Raw genomic sequence first — 18,491 nt, 5'->3', positions numbered from 1 at the left:
CTAATAGCCCTCAATCCCCCATCTTCAGCGCCTGGATAAACGCCTCCTGCGGGATGTCTACCTTGCCGAACTGCCGCATCCGCTTCTTGCCCTCTTTCTGCTTGTCGAGCAGCTTGCGTTTGCGTGAGACGTCGCCGCCGTAGCATTTGGCGGTGACATCCTTGCGCAGCGCCGAGATGGTCTCGCGGGCGATGACCTTGCCGCCGATCGCCGCCTGGATCGGGATCTTGAACAGATGGTGCGGGATCAGCTCCTTCAGTTTCTCGCACATCTGGCGGCCGCGCTTTTCGGCCGCCGTGCGGTGGACCAGCATCGACAGCGCGTCGACCGGCTCCTCATTGACCAGGATCGACATCTTGACGAGGTCGCCCTCGCGATAGTCGGTGAGGTGATAGTCGAACGAGGCGTAGCCCTTGGAGATCGACTTCAGCCGGTCATAGAAGTCGAAGACCACCTCGTTGAGCGGCAGATCGTAGATCAGCATGGCGCGCTTGCCGACATAGGAGAGGTCGGCCTGAATGCCGCGCCGGTCCTGGCAGAGTTTCAGGATACCGCCGAGATAGTCGTCGGGGGTGAGGATGGTGGCGCGGATCCACGGCTCCTCGATGGCCGAGATCTTGACCACGTCGGGCATGTCGGCCGGGTTGTGCAGTTCCTTGACCGTGCCGTCGTTCAACAGCAGGCGGTAGACGACGCTGGGCGCGGTGGCGATGAGGTCGAGATTGAACTCGCGCTCCAGCCGCTCCTGGATGATTTCGAGATGCAGCAGGCCAAGGAAGCCGCAGCGATAGCCGAAGCCGAGTGCGGCGCTGGTTTCCATTTCAAAGGAGAAGGAGGCGTCGTTGAGGCGCAGCTTGCCGACGGCGGCGCGCAGATCCTCGAAATCGGCGGCGTCGACCGGGAACAGGCCGCAGAACACCACCGGCTGCGCCGGCTTGAAGCCGGGCAGGGCACTTGCAGTCGGCCGCTTGTCCTCGGTGATGGTGTCGCCGACGCGGGTGTCGGCAACCTCCTTGATCGAGCCGGTGAAGAAACCGAACTCGCCGGGGCCGAGTTCGTCGACATTGATGCGGGCGGGCGTAAAGACGCCGGTGCGCTCGACCAGGTACCTGGCGCCGGTGCCCATCATGCGGATGGTCTGGCCCTTCTTCAGTACGCCGTCGATGATGCGGACCAGCACGATGACGCCGAGATAGGCATCGTACCAGGAGTCGACCAGCATCGCCTTCAGCGGGGCCGCGATGTCGCCCTCGCGCGGCGGCGGCAGATCGTTGACGATCGCTTCCAGCACGTCGGGAATGCCGAGCCCGGTCTTGGCCGAGATCAGTACGGCGTTGGAGGCGTCGATGCCGATCACCTCCTCGACCTGTTCGCGGATGCGCTCGGGCTCGGCGGCGGGCAGGTCGACCTTGTTCAGCACCACGACGATTTCGTGGTTGTTGTCGATCGCCTGGTAGACATTGGCCAGCGTCTGCGCCTCGACGCCTTGCGAGGCGTCGACGACCAGCAGCGAACCTTCGCAGGCGGCGAGCGAGCGCGACACTTCATAGGCGAAGTCGACATGGCCGGGCGTGTCGATCAGGTTGAGGACATAGTCCTGTCCATTGTTGGCGCGGTATTTCAGCCGCACCGTCTGCGCCTTGATGGTGATGCCGCGCTCGCGCTCGATGTCCATCGAGTCCAGCACCTGCTCCTTCATGTCGCGCAGCTCCAGCCCGCCGGTCGACTGGATCAGCCGGTCGGCAAGCGTGGATTTGCCATGGTCGATATGGGCAACGATGGAGAAGTTGCGGATGTTCTTGATCGGCGTGGTCATGCGGCGCGCTTTAGCAGGGGCACGGTACATCGGCAAGCGGCGGGACGCGGGTGCGGCGGCGGGGCGGCAAAGTCGTTAAACTTTGATCCATGAGATTAGAGCATAGTTTGCGCCCGGCGTGGTAGCCCACCGGTCTATCGCCGTTTCGGGGGGATCGGAATGCCGCCGTCAGCACGCAAATTTCTCAGATCGGTGAGCGGCTCGTTCGCGCCATTGCTCGCCATCTTGCTTATCCCGATGGTTGCCGCATTGGGTTTTTCCATCGACTATACCTCCGCGGTTTCAACCAGGGCATCGATGCAGAACGCCCTCGATGCAGCGTCGCTGTCGATCACGACGCTTGCGACGACCACGACGTTGGCGGACCGCCAGGTAAGCCTGCAGGACTCATATCTGGCCAATGGCGGGCAAGGCACGGCCAAGCTCGACAGCTTCGTCGTCGCCACCGACGGCGCCGCCAGCATCAAGGCTTCGGCCGGCTTTGCCATGCCGACGAATTTCATGCAGATCGCCAGGATCAACACGGTGCAGGTCGGCGTTGCGTCGGCAGTGACGAAGCGGCCGGCGTTGGTGGAGGCCACGTTCAAGGTCGACAAGATCTCTGGCTGGTGGGACAAGACGGTGACGCTCTACGGCACCAAATTCGGGGACACGGTGGCCAACAAGCTGATGAGGATCTCCTACGCGTACAACAGGTTTGGCGATCCCAAAGGCTACGGGACGTCCTCTGTTTACACGATCAACGGAACGACGGAGACGCTGGTCCAGAAACAAGTATGCACGACCGTCACGGTGACCAGCTTCTATGGCTTGCCCACCGGCACAATCACTCAGATCAGCGGTACCAGGAAATACGCAACCACCTGCGTCAACACGATGTATCCCGCGACCGGCGCCGGTGCGGTGATCGACGTGAAGGACATGGATAACCTGTCTCTGGAGATGAAGATTCCGAATCCCAATCCTGGTCTTGGCGGCGGCTATCTGGCCTCGGGCACGAAAGAAACCCTGCGATCGGACGATCCGGCCACGTCCGACCGATTGTTCATCGACAAGGTCAAGACGCTGGCCAATACGACTGTCGACATCTTTGAGGCCGTGCCGTGCGGCATCACCAGCAGTCAAGCATGGGAAGATGGCGGATCACTTACCAACAACACCATAGATGATGCCGATTTTTCCTATTTTGTGACCGGCAAGTGCGCGTTCAACAAGCGGCCTTCGGAAACCGTGCTCACACAATAGGGGCGACTTGAGTGCCTACCTCCCCCTTGTGGGTCCTCAAGGGGGGAGATCGGACATCGCCTCGGCCCTCGCTAATGCTCTAGGAACTCGGACTTCTCCTCAATCACGAAGCGGTGATGCTGTAACGAAGCGTGCGTCGGCGGCGAAGTGCGGACATGAAACGATGTCTGCGCAGGAGAAATGCGATGCCCGGATCGACAGCGAAACGACGCACAGCCCTGATGGGGCTCGCCGCGGCACTGTTTTCCGCGACTGTGCTGTCGGCAACCAGCGCGGCCGCCGGACAGACGCTGACGGTCGTAGAGCTGTTCACCAGCCAGGGCTGCTCGTCCTGTCCGCCGGCCAACGCCAATCTGATCAAGGTCAGGGACCGGCCCGGCGTGCTGGCGCTGTCCTTCAACGTCACCTACTGGGACTATCTCGGCTGGAAGGACACATTCGGCAAAGAAGAATTCACGCAGCGCCAGGTCCGCTATGAACCGTCGCTCGGCCGTTCCGGCCCGTTCACGCCGCAAGTGGTGGTCAACGGCAGGGCCGATGCCGTCGGCGCCAGGCCGGGCGAGATCGAGCAGCTGATTTCGAGTGGCGGCCACGCTGACGGACCTTCGCTGTCGCTCGCCGGCGGGAAGGTCAGCATCGGCGCCGGTCCGGTGCCCGGCGGCAAGACCGACGTCTGGCTGGTGCGTTACGGCAAGGGCATCGTCGACGTGCCGGTGGCGCGCGGCGAAAACACCGGCCGCACGCTGCCGCACGCCAATGTCGTGCATTCGCTGACCAGGCTGGGCAGTTGGACCGGCGACGCCACCGCACTGCCGCTGCCGGCGGCGACGGGCGGCCTCAGCACAGCGGTGCTGGTGCAGGTGCCGGGCGGCGGGCCGATCCTTGCTGCCGCTACGAACTAGAAACCCTGCCGAAATTTTCACAACGCGCAGCGGCGCCGCCGCATGCGATCAACCCTGCCAGAACCCTAGGAGATCATCATGACCAATCGTTTGACCAATCGCCCGACCCTGGCGGCACTCGCCTTCGCACTTTGCTCGACGGCGCTGTTCGCAGGAGGCGCGGCGCGGGCCGAAGATGCGATGAAGCCGGCCATGGCGACAAACGCCATGAAGCCGGCAACGGATGCCATGAAGCCGGCCGGCGCCATGGCCGCTGACGCGATGGCCACGACCGCGATGAGGGCGGGCGATCCGATGAAGGCCGACTGCATGAACAAGGCCGCCGCCGAGACGGACGCCATGAAGAAAGCCGAAGCGACCAAGGCCTGCGATGCCATGGCTCCGACCAAATAGGCGATGCGCACAGCAATGTGAGAGCCCGGCGGACCTATCCGTCGTATAATCCAAACCAGCATCATGGGAGATCAGACATGACCGGAGCCGTGAAACGATCGTCGATTTTCGCAAAAGCAGCACTTGCCGCGCTCATCCTCACGGCCGCCGCGGCCGTATTCTGGCAGACGCCGGCAGTCTCGGCCGAAGACGCGGTGGTGATCCCGCCGCCGGCAATGGACGAGAAGGCCACCGCCGGCACCGAAAAGGCGGTCTTCGCCGGCGGCTGCTTCTGGGGTGTGCAAGGCGTGTTCCAGCACATCAAGGGCGTCACCAGCGCCGTTTCCGGCTATGCCGGCGGCGACCAGGACACGGCCGTTTATGAAATGGTCGGCACCAGCCGGACGGGCCATGCCGAATCCGTCGAGATCACCTACGAGCCGTCCAAGGTGACCTACGGCCAGCTGCTGCAGGTATATTTCTCGGTCGCGCACAACCCGACGCAACTGAACTACCAGGGCCCGGACAGCGGCACCCAGTACCGTTCGACGATCTTTGCCGAAAACGACGCACAGAAAAAGATCGCCGAAAGCTACATCGCCCAGCTCGACAAGGCCAAGGTGTTTCCCAAGCCGATCGTGACGACGCTGGAGACCGGCAAGACCTTCTATCCGGCCGAGGACTATCACCAGGACTTTCTGACGCTCAACCCGACCTATCCCTATATCGTCTACAATGATCTGCCCAAGGTCGAGAATCTGAAGCGGCTGTTCCCCAACCTCTACCGCGAAAAGCCGGTGCTGGTGCTGGCCGCCAACAAGAGCTGAGCTTTTGCGGGGGGCCTGCTGATCTCCCCTCTTGAGGGGGAGATGGCCGGCAGGCCAGAGGGGGTCGGTTCGGTTGGCGCGACGCGGTCCGGCATATCGAGGAAGACGAAGTTGGCACTCCACGCGCGGCGACCCCCTCTGTCGCTTTCAGCGACATCTCCCCCTCAAGGGGGGAGATCAGCAGTTTCCGCGCTTCGCACTACTCCCCCTTTTTCCAGGGCAGGCTCCAGCGCACCTTCTCCAGCGTCGCCTTTGCCTCGGCCGAGTCCGGGTCGGGTTCTGTCTCGCGATAATGCGCCGAGCCCTCAGGCGGGTAGGCAAGTGTGTTGTTGAGGGCGAATTTGTCGATCTGGCTGAAGTCGGGGAAAGGCAGGTTTTGCGCCTCGCGCCAAGCGCTGACCCTTTTCTCCGCGGCGATGCGTTTTTCGTCGTCGACCGGAAGGTCGGTGGCTCTGTATTCCAGTGACGAAGGGAAGGCGAACTGCGCGCCGGCATCATCCATGATGTTGATCATGGACAACAGGATGTCCTCGCGGATGGCTTGAAAATCGGCCACGTCGGCGGTTTTGACGTAAGTGAACACGTCGATATCGAGCGAATAGGCGCCGAAGCCGGCAAAGCGCACGCGGCACGGCTCATCGATGACGCGCGGATGGGCAATCAGCAGCTTGCGCAGCTCGGCCAGGACGTAACGTAGCTGATCGGGCGTCGTTTCGTAGCGCAGCTGCAGCGTCGTTGCGAACCGGGTGCGGTCGCGATGCGCGTAGTTCTCGATCTGCATGCCGGCGAAATCCGAGTTCGGCACCGAGATGATCGTGCGGTCGAGCGACCGGATGCGGGTGGAGCGCATGCCGATATGCTCGATCGTCCCGGACTGGTCGCCAAACTTGCAGAAGTCGCCGACGCTGACCGGCCGATCGGCATAGAGCGTCAGGCCGGAGAGGAAGTTCTGCAGCGTCGGCTGCGCGGCCAGCGCCACCGCCAAACCGCCGATGCCGAGACCGGCAATGACGCCTTCGTAGGGGATGGCGAGCACTTCGGCCAGCAGCAGGAAGGCGACGACCAGCACGGCGACGCGCGCCACGCCGGTGGACAGCGAAATCAGCGTGTCGTGATAGCCGGGCACCTGCCACAGTCCACGGTAATGGTCGGCGACCTTGCCGATCAGGTGCCAGACCACCGGCACGGCGCCAATCACGACCAGGCTCCAGGCGATTGCCTTGACCGGGGCGGCGACCACTTGCGGCAGACCGAGCGGGCGCAGCGTCAACAGCAGGAAGAAGCCAAGCACGATCGAGCGCACCGCCCATTCGACGATGCGGAAGAAGGCAGGGCTGTCCGTCCTTCGCACAAACAAGGAAATCAGCGCATTGGCGATGAAACCGAAGACGATGCCGGCCAGTGCGGCAAGGCCGAGCATCGACCATTGCCAGCGCTCCATCGGGCCGGCGCGGGTGAGCAGGCCGGGGCTGATCTCGCGGGCGAGGCCACGGGCGATGAAGAACGGGTCGGTGCTGGCGAAGGCGGCGAATTCCGGCGCCACCGGCACGTCTTCGACATCGGCGTAGAGCGCGCGGATGTGGGCGAGCGTCTCGGGCGTGAACTGCCAGATCTTGCCCTTCTCAGTCTCGACCGGGCCGATGACGATGTTGCCGGCGGGATGCTCGAAATAGACGAAGGGGGTGTTGCTCTTCGGATCGTCGGGGATCTCCTGCCAATAGACGTAGCCGATGCGGTCGATGACCTTTTTGAGATAGCGCTCGAGCAGGAACGCCTCGTCGCCACGCACCGCCTGACTGTAGTTGCGCAGGTCGAGCGCCGCCTGGGCCGGGTCGCCGGCTTCGGTGAGGCCGCTCAACAGTACCTTGAACGTGTCGCGCGGCGAGGCGAGCCTGCTCGGATCGTCGACCATGTCGACGGCTTCGCCACGCGCTTCCTGGAATTCGGCCAGCTTTGCCTGGAGCTGGCCAAGTGGCGGCCCGACGATGAACCAGTCGCCATTCTTGCGGCGAAAAGTGACGGCGAAGGAGACCCTGGTGCCGTATTGCGGCAGCGTCGCCGTCACCTCGTCTCCGGAAATCGCATCATGCGGCAGGCTCCACAGGCGGAACGTCGCGTTGTCGATGACGGTGAACAGAAGCTTGGTGTAATCGGGCATGTTGAGGCCGCCGCGGTCGGCCTCGGTGACGTCGACGAGACCCGCTGCCAGACCGGCAAGACCCATGCCGCCGCCGGCGGCGCGCGGCACATTGTCGGCGCCGCTCTCGTTCATCGTCTGCAGGAACGAGCGCATGGTGCTCATCGGGCTCGACTGGTCGACACGGACGTCCTCGACGGCGCTGACGCGCACACCTGTCCACCATTCGGCGGTGGCGGCATCGAAGCGGCCCATGAAGCTGCCGCCGTCAGGCGATTGGACGAAGGTGAAGGCGCCTTGGCGGTCGCCTTCGAACCAGTGGCCGACAAGCTTGTCGCCTTCGGCCTTAGCCTCGATACGGCCGTTATAAAGCGGGTACACGCCGTTTACGTCAGTGCCCGTCTGCTCGAACTTGATCTGGGCGCCGCCGCCGCGCCACTTCGTGTCCCACACGCCCGTCCAGTTGGCCGCGTCCTGGGCATGCGCCTGCGGCATGGCCGGCAGCAGGCCGGCAAGCGCGAGTGCGCCGATCAGCGCGACCGTCCGGATCAGCAAAAGCAGCAGCCGATCCTGTCCTGCCGCAGAAAAGGGGTTCATTCTGTTGCCCTTCTTCTTGCCGGCGATTCTGCTGGTCCGGCCAGAGAAGGTTATTCCGCTTGAAGATGAATATTCTGTTTCAGGCTGCGACGGCGATGCCGGTCAGTCATAGGTCAGATCCGTCGCCTTGCCGGCGAACACCCGGTAGGCAAAGAACGAATAGAAGATGATGATCGGCAGCACGACGACCGTCCCGACCAGGATGACCGCCAGGCTTTCGGGTGCCGAAGCAGCCTGCCAGATGGTCAGCCGGTCGGGCACCACGAAGGGGTAGAACGACCAGGCGAGGCCGGCAAAACCGAGCGTGAAGATCGCGGCCAATGTCAGGAACGGGAGCAGCGCGTGGCGGTCGCCGGGTTTCGGCAGATGGAAGGTCTGGCGCCACAGCCACAGGAACAGCACTGCCGACAGGATCGGCAGCGGCGACAAATAGAGCATGGCCGGCCAGACGAACCATTTGTCGAAGATGCGCGCGCTGGCAAAGGGCGTGGCCAGCGATACCGCGACCATGCCGAGCGCGGTCAGCACCAGCGCCGTCCGCAGCCACAGCACCGCCTTCTTCTGCAGATCGCCTTCCGTCTTGTAGATGACCCAGGCCGCTCCCATCGCCGCGTAGGCCGCGGCAAGGCAGAGCGCCACCAGCGCGCCGAAAGCGACGCCGCCAGGGCCGACGTCGAGGCCGAGCACATAGACGCCGAGCATATAACCTTGCGCCAGCGACGCGATGACCGAGCCGAGGAAAAAGATGCGGTTCCAGCGGTGCTTCCTGCCGGCCGGCACCTTGGCGCGGAAGTCAAAGGCGACGCCGCGCAGGATCAAACCCACCAGCAGCACGAAGACCGGAATGTAGAGCGCCGTCAGAATGGTGCCGTGCGCCAATGGGAAGGCGACCAGCAGCAGGCCGACCGCCAGCACCAGCCAGGTCTCGTTGGCGTCCCAGAACGGGCCGATGGCGGCGATCATCGTATCCTGCTCGGTGTCTTCGGCTGCGGCGAACAGGATGCCGATGCCGAGATCGAAGCCGTCGAGGATGACGTAGATCAGGATAGCGAGGCCCATCAGCCCGGCGAAGATCAGAGGCAGCAGGGTCGGCCAGTCGACGCTCATGATGTTTCTCCTGGTTGCGCAACCGGCTGCGACAGCGGCCTGTTCATGACGCCCGGTAGCGGCGAGGTGTCCCCATCCTTCGCCGCCTTCAATGCCAGATGCACCAACACGCCGAGATAGGCGATCAAGAGCAGCACATAGAGGATGAGATAGACCGCGAGCGACAGCGCGACATGGCTGCCGGCGACCGGCCCGACAGCATCGGCGGTAAGCAGCACGCCGGTGACCAGCCAGGGCTGGCGGCCGATCTCGGTGGTGTACCAGCCGGCCAGCGTCGCCAGCCAGCCGGACAGCGCCATCGGCACCATGACAAGCGCCAGCGGCTTGGGCAGGCCGTGGCGGCGCTTGAGGAAGAAGGCCGCCGACCAGGAGACGGCGAGCATCAGGAGGCCGGTGCCGACCATGATGCGAAAGCCCCAGAACACCGGAAATACCGGCGGATGGTTGCCGGCATAATCGTTCAGACCCGGCACGATGCCGCCGGCGCTGTGCCTGAGGATGAGGCTGGCGCCATCCGGAATGGTGAGCTCGAACCTGTTCTGCTTGGCCGCTTCATCGGGAAGAGCAAACAGCACCAACGGCACGTTGGGACCGGTGTTCCAGTTGGCTTCCATGGCGGCGATCTTCTGCGGCTGGTGTTCCAGCGTGTTGAGGCCGTGCTGGTCGCCGGCAAAGATCTGGATGGGAATCAGGATAGCGGCGGTGAAGACGCCGGTGCGCAGGGCCTTCCACATCGATTCCGAGCGATCGCCGTAGAGATAGCGCAGCGCCGACAGGCCGGCGATCAGGAACGAGACGGTCAGCCCCGAAGCAAGCAGCATATGAACGAGCCGGTAGGGCATGGACGGATTGAAGACAACGGCCCACCAGTCGGTGGCGTGCGCAACACCATTGCGCATCTCGAAACCGGCCGGTGTCTGCATCCACGAATTGAGCGCGATGATCCAGAAGGCGGACAAGGTGGTGCCGCCGGCCACCAGCACCGTCGCCAGCGTATGGACGCGGTTCGAGACGCGGCGGAAGCCGAACAGCATGATGCCGAGGAACGCCGCCTCGAGGAAGAAGGCGGTCAGGATTTCGTAGGCCAGCAGCGGGCCGGCAATGTTGCCGACCGTCTCCATATAGCCCGGCCAGTTGGTGCCGAACTGAAAACTCATGGTGACGCCGGAAACCACGCCCATGGCGAAGGACAGCGCGAATACCTTAACCCAGGTGAAATACGCGCGCATCCAGGCGGAATCGTTTGTCGCGTTGTAGCGGAGCTTGAAGAACAGCAGCACCCAGCCGAGCGCGATGGTGATCGCCGGGAACAGGATGTGGAACGAGATGTTCGCGCCGAACTGTATGCGCGACAGAATGAGCGGGTCCATGGCGGCTCCGGCTGCTGCTTGTTTGTTGAAGGATAGGCTTGATGCACCGGACGGTCAAAGCGGCGTCCCGCCGCGAGGCGGAACGCCGCAGTGCGGTTAATCTGCTTTTGCGTGGAATTTGGCTGGACGACCGGGCAGGTGTTGCCTATTCCGGCGAACCTCGATGTCCAGAACTGTCGGGAGCGCCATTGACATCCGGATTTGCGGACCGACATTCAGCGGATTAAACCAACAACTCTGTTTCAAGCAGTCGTTTTCAGCCATGCAGCCGATCATCTCGATTTCCGGGGTCTCCAAGACCTACGCCACCGGCTTCAAGGCGCTGAAGGAGATCAATCTCGACATCGTGCGCGGCGAGATCTTTGCGCTGCTCGGGCCGAATGGCGCCGGCAAGACAACGCTGATCTCGATCGTCTGCGGCATCGTCAACCGCTCGTCGGGTTCCGTCACCGTCGACGGCCATGACATCAACCGCGACTACCGCGCCGCGCGCAGTCTGATCGGGCTGGTGCCGCAGGAACTGACCATCGACGCCTTCGAGAGCGTGTGGGCGACGGTTAACTACAGCCGCGGCCTGTTCGGCAAGCCGGCGGACAAGGCGTTCGTCGAAAAAGTGCTGCGCGACCTGTCGCTCTGGGACAAGAAGGACGCCAAGGCGATCACGCTGTCCGGCGGCATGAAGCGCCGGCTGATGATTGCCAAGGCGCTGTCGCACGAGCCGCGCATCCTGTTCCTCGACGAACCGACGGCAGGCGTCGATGTCGAGCTGCGCCAGGACATGTGGGCGATGGTGCGCCGGCTGCGCGAAGACGGCGTCACCATCATCCTGACCACGCATTACATCGAAGAAGCCGAGGCGATGGCCGACCGCGTCGGCGTCATCAACCGCGGCGAGATCGTGCTGGTGGAGGACAAGGCCGAGCTGATGCGCAAGCTTGGCCGCAAACGGCTTGTGCTGGAACTGCGCAGTCCCCTGGCCACCGTTCCCGATGCTTTTTCGCACTACGCGCTGGAGCTTTCGCCGGATGGCGGACAGCTGACCTATACTTATGACAACCAGAGCGAACGACCGGGCGTCGCCTCGCTGATCCGCGAGCTCGAGGCGGCCGGCATCCAGTTCCGCGACATCGATACCGAAAACAGCTCGCTCGAGGAGATCTTCGTCAATCTGGTGAGGAAACCGGCATGAACCCGCGCGCGGCCATGAATCTTCATGCGGTATGGGCGATCTATCGGGTGGAGATGGCGCGCGCCCTTCGCACTGTGCTGCAGAGCATCGTTTCGCCGGTGATTTCGACGTCGCTCTATTTCGTCGTCTTCGGTTCGGCCATCGGCTCGCGCATCACCGAGATCGACGGCATCAGCTACGGCGCCTTCATCGTACCGGGGCTGATCATGCTGTCGCTGCTGACGCAATCGATCTCCAACGCCTCTTTCGCCATCTATTTTCCGAAATTCGTCGGCTCGATCTACGAATTGCTGTCCGCGCCGGTGTCCTATCTGGAGATCGTCATCGCCTATGTCGGGGGCGCGGCGACAAAGTCGATCGTGCTTGGCCTGATCATCCTGGCGACGGCCTCGCTGTTCGTGCCGCTGACGATCGAGCATCCGTTCTGGATGCTCGCCTTCCTGGTGCTGACGGCGGTGACCTTCAGCCTGTTCGGCTTTATCATCGGCATCTGGGCGAAGAGCTTCGAGCAGCTGCAGCTGGTGCCGCTGCTGATCATCACGCCGCTGACCTTCCTCGGCGGCAGCTTCTATTCGATCAACATGCTGCCCGGCATCTGGCGCACGGTGACGCTGTTCAACCCGGTGGTCTACCTGGTCAGTGGGTTCCGCTGGAGCTTCTACGGCAAGTCCGACGTTTCGGTCGGCGTCAGCCTCGGCATGACGGTGGTCTTCCTGCTCATCTGCATAACGATCGTCGCCTGGATCTTCAGGACCGGCTACCGGCTGCGCAACTGATCGAACGGGCCTCGTCCAGGCGAAGCAGCCTGACCGATCGACCTTTCCTTGCCGAAGGCGATAGGCCTGCGCCCGATGCCTGGAACCCGCGCTTGAATGCCTCGATCTTGCTTTTCATGCATTGTTATATATCATGTTATCGATGTTCATGGGGATGAATTGGCCTATGGAAGACGTCATACGATCGCTTGGCTTTCTGTGCCTGGGCAGCAGGCTGAAGCGTATAGGCGAGCAACTGCAAGCGGAGGCGCAGCGCCTGCTCGACAGGCTGGATGTCCCGGTTCAGGCGAGCCAATACCCGCTGCTGGCCGCGCTCGACAGGCTGGGTCCGCTGTCGGTCGGGGAACTGGCGCAATCCCTTGGCATCGCGCAGCCAGGCGTAACGCGAAGCGTCTCGCTTCTGGCCGAATTGGGACTGCTCGACCGATGACCAGCGGCGCAGGATCGTCTCGCTTACTCGGGACGGGCGGCGGCTGGTCGATGTCGCAAAGCGCGACGTCTGGCCTTGCATCGAGAACGTGGTCGCGGATTTGTGCGCAGGTTTTTCGGGGCCGCTTCTTGAGCAGCTGGCTGCCATCGAGGACGGCCTCGCCGCTGCTCCTCTCGACCGTCGTGTAAATAAGCCTGAGGGTGCCGCGCAATGAGACATCTGCTCGACCGCCCTATCTGGAGCGGGCTTCAGACGCGACATCGGGCCTTCGCGGAGGGTGACAACCTCGCCATGCGATATCGGCCGTCGATCGTCCCTTTCGCCGCCACTGGCGCGGACGACCCGGAAAGCCTGCGGGCGCTCGAAAAGCTTGTCTCCCCGGGCGAGAGTGTGATCCTGCTTCAAGCGGACGCGATTGCTCTGCCCACGGGGCTTTCCGCGACTTCGACCGCAGCCGGGGTTCAGATGATCGCCGAGCAGCCATTGCAGATCGTCTCCGACCCGCGCGTGCATCGTCTGACCCGAGACGATGCTGCTGAGATGCTCGCCCTGGCATTGCTCACCAAGCCTGGCCCATTCACGCTCGAAGCCTTGAGCCTGGGCGATTTTTGGGGTGTGAAAATCGAGGGCAGGCTCGCGGCAATGGCCGGCGAGCGCATGAAGCAACCTGGTTATACCGAACTCAGCGGGGTGTGCTCACATCCGGAATTTCGCGGCGGTGGCCTAGGAAAGCTGCTGTCCCTATTCGTGGCAAACCGGATAGTGGCGCGCGGCGAAGTTCCCTATCTCCACGCCTATGCCAGCAACGCCGCGGCCATAGCGTTATACGAGTCCATCGGCTTCAGGTTGCGAAGCACAATGAATGTGGCCGTGGTTCAGCGCACCGAATGATTAGTCGGCGCATGATGCGCAGCATGGATGCATCCGGTATCGGAAGGAAGGATTTCGTACCGCCGAAATCCTTCCTTGAGACTGCAAGACCTTGCTGCGTGTCAGACCGCGATCTTGCCGCCGCCTTGCCTGGTGATGGCAACGACCGCCGGGCGCACCGGCATGTCCGGCTTGAAGTCGGGCCAGCGCGTCGACAAATCCTCATAGTAGGACGGACGGCCGAAAGCCTCCCAGTCCTCGCCGCCGTCGCCCGGATGCTGGACCGCAACGAAGGCGGTCTGGTCGTCCGGCGCAAACAGGGGACCGCACATTTCGGCGCCGATCGGCACGCGGAAGAACAGCTTTGATGTCGCCCGTGCCGTCCCCTCCGTATCGACAGCCCACAGACCGTCGGTGCGGCCGGTGGCTTTCGGGCCTTGGCCGTCGGTGGCGACCCAGAGGCGGCCAGCCGAATCTACCGTGCAATTGTCCGGCATGCCGAACCAGCCATTGGCGGTGGTTGCGGTCGAGAAGGTGGCGCCGACGTCGGCCACAGCGGGATCGCCGCATTTCAGCAGGATTTCCCACCTGCCCTTTGTCGCGGTGAAATCACCGCCGTCCTCGACGATCTCGATGATGTGGCCAAAGGCATTTTCGGCACGCGGGTTGGCAGCGTCGACCTGGTCGGCCTTGCGCTTCGAATTGTTGGTCAGCATGACATAGACCTTGCCGTTGGCGGCATTGGGCTGGATGTCTTCCGGGCGGTCCATCTTGGTGGCGCCGAGCAGGTCGGCGGCGCGGCGCGTCTCGATCAGCACGTCGGCCTCGCCGGCAAAGCCGTTCTCCGCCGTCAGCGGCCCCTGGCCGAAGGCGATCGGCAGCCATTCGACCGAACCGTCGTCGGCGAACTTGGCTACATGCAAGGTGCCGTCGTCGAGCAAATCCATGTTGGCGGCGCGGTTGTCCGGATCGAACTTGCCTGTGGTGACGAACTTATAGACATAGTCGAAGCGCTCGTCGTCGCCGAGATAGAAGACGACACGGCCATCCTTGGCGACGATCGATTCGGCGCCCTCATGCTTGAAGCGCCCCATCGCGGTGCGCTTCCTCGGCGCCGAAGTCGGATCCTGGACGTCGACCTCGACGATCCAGCCGAAGCGGTTCGGCTCGTTCGGCTCCTTGCCGATGTCGAAACGGTCGTAATGCGCTGCCCATTCATAGGCACCTTCGGGAATGCCGAGGCGCTTGTAATTGGCGGCTTCCTTATGCCCCTGCGGCAGCTCGCCCGAGAAATAGCCGTGGATGTTCTCCTCGGCCATGACATAGGTGCCCCACGGCGTGACGCCGCCGGCGCAATTGTTGATGGTGCCGATGACCTTCGTGCCGGTCGGATCGGCGCTGGTCTTGACGCGGTCGTGGCCGGCGACCGGGCCGGAGAGCGCGATCTCGGTGTTGGAGGTGATGCGGCGGTTGAGCTTGCCGTCGCGAACGACCTGCCATTTGCCTGATACCTTGCGTATCTCGACGATAGTGCCGCCATGCGCGGCCATCTCGACATCGACTTGCTCCTTGCTGAGGGGCGCCTGCTTGGCTTTGCCATCGACGATGGTGACGAGACCCGGAAACATCAGGTGCGGATTGGTGTATTCGTGATTGACGACCAGCAGGCCGTGCTCGGCCGAGCCGTCGATCGGGATATAACCGACATAGTCGTTGTTGTAGCCGAATTGTCTGGCCTGGGCTTCCGCCGACTGTTTTGTCGGATCGAATCCCGGCGAATCGGCGAACAGCGGATCGCCCCAGCGCAGCAGCACGTCGGCGTCATAGCCAGGTGCGACGTGATGCTTGTCGTCGATGCCGGCCTCGAGCTCGTCGAAAGCGAAGGCGGAGCCTTTGGCGGCGCGGGCGTTGTCGGCGGTGATCAGCGCCAGCGGGCTGACGGTAGCGGCTATGGCCGAGACGGCAAGCGAACCCTTGAGGAAGCCGCGGCGCGAGAACCGCGCGGCGATGATCTCACCCATGGTGCGGTTGTCGGTGGGATTGGCTCCTGGCCCATCGTTTTCCTCGAGCAGGCTGGTGCGGAAATGGGCGTCAGGGGTGCGATGTTCGGTCATAGGGCCTGCCTCTGGCTGGATGGATTGCTGGAGCGTGTTGCCTTGCCAATCCGGTATTACCGGCAGGTCACAGTTTGATGACATGCCGGCTAAATTGCCACCTGCGATTTCGTATCCAACATCGGCCCCGCTTGACCGCGACCGGCGCTTCGGAAACAAGAGCTGCGGCAGGCGGTAGGGACCGCATCGGGAGGAACAAAAGTGAGTTTCTTGGGACTTGGGCAGCTCTGCGTCTCGACGGTGATCTTCCTGCTGGCGGCGATGGCCGCAAAACAGTGGGGGCTGGCGCCGAGCCTCGGCAAGATCGTGCTGACGTTGGCGCTCTACTCGCTGGGCAATCTGATCATGCTGAGGCTGATCCGTGAATTCGGCATGTCGGTGTCGTTCAGCCTGTCGGCGGTGATCCAGCTGGTGTCGGTGAATGTGGTGGCGCTGGTCTTCTTCGGCGAACGCGTCAATGCCTTGCAGGCAACCGGCATCGTGCTTGCCATCGCAGCTGTGGCGCTGATCACGCTCGGGCCCTATCTGCAAAGGCTGTAACTGCGATCGGGCCGATGAAGAAGATTGCAAGCAGACTGCCCAACTGGCTGGAGTTCCCGGTTCTGCTGGCCGGGCTGGTCATTGCCGGCGGGCTGTGGGGGTTCGAGGAGCTGATGGAGCTGGCGCGGGCGACCACGCCGCATGCCTTCGACACCGAAATCCTGCTTGCCTTCCGCAAAGCCGGCCAGCCCGACAATCCGATCGGACCGGCGTGGCTGGAAGGGGCGATGCGCGACATCACCAGCCTCGGCAGCGCCAGCGTACTGCTGCTGATCACGGCAGCAATGATCGTCTATCTGCTCCTTATCCGCAGGCCAGGCGCGGCGCTTCTCATGTTCGTCGCGGTAGCGGGCGGCCAGCTCCTGTCAAGCGTGCTGAAATTCGACATCGACCGGCCGCGCCCCGATCTGGTCTCGCATCTCGCCGATGTGGCATCGCTTTCGTTTCCGAGCGGCCACGCCATGCTGTCGGCGGTGACGTATTTGACGCTGGGCAGCATGGCGGCGCGGGTTTTGCCCGGGCGCACAACGAAGATCTATGTACTCGGGCTGGCGGTGCTGACGACAGTGGTGGTCGGCATCAGCCGCATCTATCTCGGCGTCCACTGGCCGTCCGACGTATTGGCCGGCTGGTGCGCCGGCTTTGCCTGGGCGATGCTGTGCTGGCTTGCGGCACGGTTCCTGCAGCGATGGCTTGGGCGGGCCGACGGCACCTGACTCAAATCAGCCTGTTGATCAGGCCATGACCGCAGCCTGCCAGCAGGAAAACCATCGACAGCAAGGCTGTCGAGGTTGCCAACGCTTTGAATATCTTCACCCGCTCATCCTTTTGAGGTCGTTCCTGTGAAATCGGGATCGCAGCGGATGTCCCGCCAAACGATGCCGAGGTTTGTAGCATGACAGCGCATCGGCTGGCAAAGAGTGCTGCATGTTTGGAGGCAGATCATCAATCCTTGGTGCAGAAAGACGTCGCCGACCACGCCAGCGCAGGAACTTCATCCTCGATTGTTCGGCGGTGCCGTTCTTCGATTCGACGGCAGCCAATGTCATCGAGGGCGCGGGCCCACAAGGCGAGCCGCGCCGGCGTTCGCTTCATTATATCAGGCGCTTCAGCGCAGGATACGCCGCATGCTGATCAACCACGGCGTCAAGCGGCCGCTGGTGACTTATGCGCCTCGATCACGGATGCGCGGGCGCAGCTGAGGAGAGCCGCGCCCGTCGCCTGAACTGGCAACGCCGGCTCAGTCGAGGCCCAACGCTGAGACCTCGCCCTCGTTCATCAGCGGCACGAAGATTGTCGACCTGCCGTCGGTGCCGATGTCGGCGCTGCCCGGCTTGAACGTCGCAACCGCTTGCGGCGTGCCGCCGGCTTTGTAGCGGTAGAGCGTGCCGGTCATATAGGCAGTGGCGTAGATGCTGCCGCCGATGGCAACGACGCCATCGAGGTTGGCAAACTTTTCCGCGCCAGTCAGTGGCGAAACGGCCTTGGTAGCAAGATCGACCGAGAGCAGGCCGCCCGGCTCCGCGGTGCTGAAGTCGGGCTTGATGCCCTTGCCCCAGGAAGCGACGATCAGCCGGCCGCCATCGGCGAAGATGCCATTCGGCGAAGCAAGCGCCGCATCCCTGACGAACAGTTCGGGCCGGTCGCCGTCTATGCGATAGATCGTATCGGCAAGCATATCCGTGACGTAGATCTTGCCGGACGCGTCGGCGGTCACGTCGTTGAGAAAGACCGCGTTCGGCACGTCGATCGTCGATGTTAGCTTGCCGCTTGCGAGGTCGACGACGCGCACATGGGTGAGGTCGGCGACGTAGAGTTTGCCGCCGACAATCGCCATGCCCTTGGGCGCGTCCATGCCGTCGGTCCAGTGTTGCGTGACTAGCTTGCCGTCCATCGACAGGATCGACAGATAGCCGTTGCCGTCGGCTTCGCCGGGATTGCCGACGATGTTCGAGACGACAACGCGCTGGCCGGCGGCGTCGAACAGCGCCGATTCAGGCTGCTCGAGGCCGCCGGTGCGCCACAGTTCAGCGGCCTGAACTGCCGGCGCGGCTGCGATGCCGACCAGGGCGAGAAGCATCGAGGTGAAGAGGCTCTTCATGGCTAGTCTCCTGTAATGGACTGGCGGAGAGCTAGGCTTTTCGATACTTTTCGGGAAGAGCTATCAGGACTAGTACCGAAGGCTGATACCAAATCGTG

16 protein-coding genes and 2 pseudogenes are annotated in these 18,491 nt (G+C 63.1%); 11 read left to right on the top strand and 7 right to left on the bottom strand.

The window, feature by feature from the left end; translation table 11 throughout:
- Positions 1 to 10: 10 nt before the first annotated feature.
- Positions 11 to 1,816 carry a translation elongation factor 4 gene (gene lepA / locus NKJ15_RS23880; protein WP_352817904.1) on the bottom strand — a complete coding sequence of 602 codons (1,806 nt, stop codon included), beginning with the start codon at positions 1,814 to 1,816 and terminating at the stop codon, positions 11 to 13.
- A gap of 134 nt (positions 1,817 to 1,950) precedes the next feature.
- Complete coding sequence (locus NKJ15_RS23875; protein WP_352817959.1) at positions 1,951 to 2,079, bottom strand: hypothetical protein; 129 nt, start codon at positions 2,077 to 2,079, stop codon at positions 1,951 to 1,953.
- Between NKJ15_RS23875 and NKJ15_RS23870 the strand changes: the two genes are divergently transcribed.
- The 4 genes from NKJ15_RS23870 (at position 2,030) to msrA (ending at position 5,162) form a co-directional block, all read left to right on the top strand.
- Entirely contained in the window at positions 2,030 to 3,061 is a 1,032-nt protein-coding gene (locus NKJ15_RS23870; protein WP_352817957.1) for a pilus assembly protein TadG-related protein, read from the top strand. The genes NKJ15_RS23875 and NKJ15_RS23870 overlap by 50 nt on opposite strands.
- Before the next feature lie 185 nt (positions 3,062 to 3,246).
- A complete protein-coding gene (locus NKJ15_RS23865) occupies positions 3,247 to 3,963 on the top strand; it encodes a DUF1223 domain-containing protein (protein WP_502906940.1) in 717 nt (238 codons plus the stop codon).
- 78 nt (positions 3,964 to 4,041) lie between these two features.
- A complete protein-coding gene (locus NKJ15_RS23860; protein ID WP_352472837.1) occupies positions 4,042 to 4,356 on the top strand; it encodes a hypothetical protein in 315 nt (104 codons plus the stop codon).
- Positions 4,357 to 4,433: 77 nt separating this feature from the next.
- The gene (msrA, locus tag NKJ15_RS23855) at positions 4,434 to 5,162 is read left to right on the top strand and encodes a peptide-methionine (S)-S-oxide reductase MsrA (protein WP_352817901.1); all 729 of its coding nucleotides are present in this window, start codon (positions 4,434 to 4,436) and stop codon (positions 5,160 to 5,162) included.
- 199 nt (positions 5,163 to 5,361) lie between these two features.
- Here the strand turns inward: msrA and NKJ15_RS23850 are convergent, their stop codons facing one another.
- From NKJ15_RS23850 to NKJ15_RS23840, 3 genes are all read right to left on the bottom strand, one after another.
- Positions 5,362 to 7,896: a mechanosensitive ion channel family protein gene (locus tag NKJ15_RS23850; RefSeq protein WP_352817898.1), complete on the bottom strand. Its 2,535-nt coding sequence runs from the start codon at positions 7,894 to 7,896 to the stop codon at positions 5,362 to 5,364.
- A gap of 102 nt (positions 7,897 to 7,998) precedes the next feature.
- On the bottom strand, positions 7,999 to 9,003 hold the full coding sequence (locus NKJ15_RS23845; protein ID WP_352457875.1) for a cytochrome d ubiquinol oxidase subunit II: 1,005 nt from the start codon (positions 9,001 to 9,003) through the stop codon (positions 7,999 to 8,001).
- The gene (locus NKJ15_RS23840; protein ID WP_352770230.1) at positions 9,000 to 10,373 is read right to left on the bottom strand and encodes a cytochrome ubiquinol oxidase subunit I; all 1,374 of its coding nucleotides are present in this window, start codon (positions 10,371 to 10,373) and stop codon (positions 9,000 to 9,002) included. The genes NKJ15_RS23845 and NKJ15_RS23840 overlap by 4 nt, the downstream gene beginning before the upstream one ends.
- A gap of 262 nt (positions 10,374 to 10,635) precedes the next feature.
- Here NKJ15_RS23840 and NKJ15_RS23835 point away from each other — a divergent pair, with 262 nt between their 5' ends.
- The 4 genes and pseudogenes from NKJ15_RS23835 to NKJ15_RS23820 all read left to right on the top strand — a co-directional run bounded on the left by NKJ15_RS23835 (position 10,636) and on the right by NKJ15_RS23820 (position 13,659).
- Positions 10,636 to 11,562 (top strand): ABC transporter ATP-binding protein, encoded by a 927-nt coding sequence (locus tag NKJ15_RS23835; RefSeq protein ID WP_352539812.1) that lies wholly within the window; start codon positions 10,636 to 10,638, stop codon positions 11,560 to 11,562.
- Positions 11,563 to 11,576: 14 nt separating this feature from the next.
- Positions 11,577 to 12,338 (top strand): ABC transporter permease, encoded by a 762-nt coding sequence (locus NKJ15_RS23830; protein ID WP_352472853.1) that lies wholly within the window; start codon positions 11,577 to 11,579, stop codon positions 12,336 to 12,338.
- Positions 12,339 to 12,504: 166 nt separating this feature from the next.
- Positions 12,505 to 12,982: pseudogene (locus NKJ15_RS23825) on the top strand (MarR family winged helix-turn-helix transcriptional regulator).
- On the top strand, positions 12,979 to 13,659 hold the full coding sequence (locus NKJ15_RS23820; RefSeq protein ID WP_352539810.1) for a GNAT family N-acetyltransferase: 681 nt from the start codon (positions 12,979 to 12,981) through the stop codon (positions 13,657 to 13,659). Before NKJ15_RS23825 ends, NKJ15_RS23820 begins: the two are co-directional and overlap by 4 nt.
- A gap of 101 nt (positions 13,660 to 13,760) precedes the next feature.
- Here the strand turns inward: NKJ15_RS23820 and NKJ15_RS23815 are convergent, their stop codons facing one another.
- On the bottom strand, positions 13,761 to 15,752 hold the full coding sequence (locus NKJ15_RS23815; RefSeq protein WP_352770227.1) for a PhoX family protein: 1,992 nt from the start codon (positions 15,750 to 15,752) through the stop codon (positions 13,761 to 13,763).
- A 201-nt stretch (positions 15,753 to 15,953) separates the two neighbouring features.
- Between NKJ15_RS23815 and NKJ15_RS23810 the strand changes: the two genes are divergently transcribed.
- From NKJ15_RS23810 to NKJ15_RS23800, 3 genes and pseudogenes are all read left to right on the top strand, one after another.
- A complete protein-coding gene (locus NKJ15_RS23810; protein ID WP_352817895.1) occupies positions 15,954 to 16,292 on the top strand; it encodes a hypothetical protein in 339 nt (112 codons plus the stop codon).
- Between the two features lie 14 nt (positions 16,293 to 16,306).
- Entirely contained in the window at positions 16,307 to 17,008 is a 702-nt protein-coding gene (locus NKJ15_RS23805) for a phosphatase PAP2 family protein (protein WP_352451848.1), read from the top strand.
- Positions 17,009 to 17,267: 259 nt separating this feature from the next.
- Positions 17,268 to 17,517, top strand: a pseudogene (locus tag NKJ15_RS23800) (sodium-independent anion transporter); the annotation flags it as partial.
- A gap of 15 nt (positions 17,518 to 17,532) precedes the next feature.
- On the opposite strand, the gene NKJ15_RS23795 reads toward NKJ15_RS23800, so the two are convergent.
- Positions 17,533 to 18,393, bottom strand: coding sequence for an SMP-30/gluconolactonase/LRE family protein (locus tag NKJ15_RS23795; RefSeq protein WP_352770224.1), 861 nt, complete (start codon positions 18,391 to 18,393; stop codon positions 17,533 to 17,535).
- Positions 18,394 to 18,491: the final 98 nt, after the last annotated feature.

The sequence above is a fragment of the Mesorhizobium sp. M0207 genome, assembly GCF_040321995.1.
In the GTDB taxonomy this organism is placed as follows: Bacteria; Pseudomonadota; Alphaproteobacteria; order Rhizobiales; family Rhizobiaceae; genus Mesorhizobium.
Note: the sequence above shows the minus strand (reverse complement) of the source record. Positions and strands in the feature narration are given on the sequence as shown.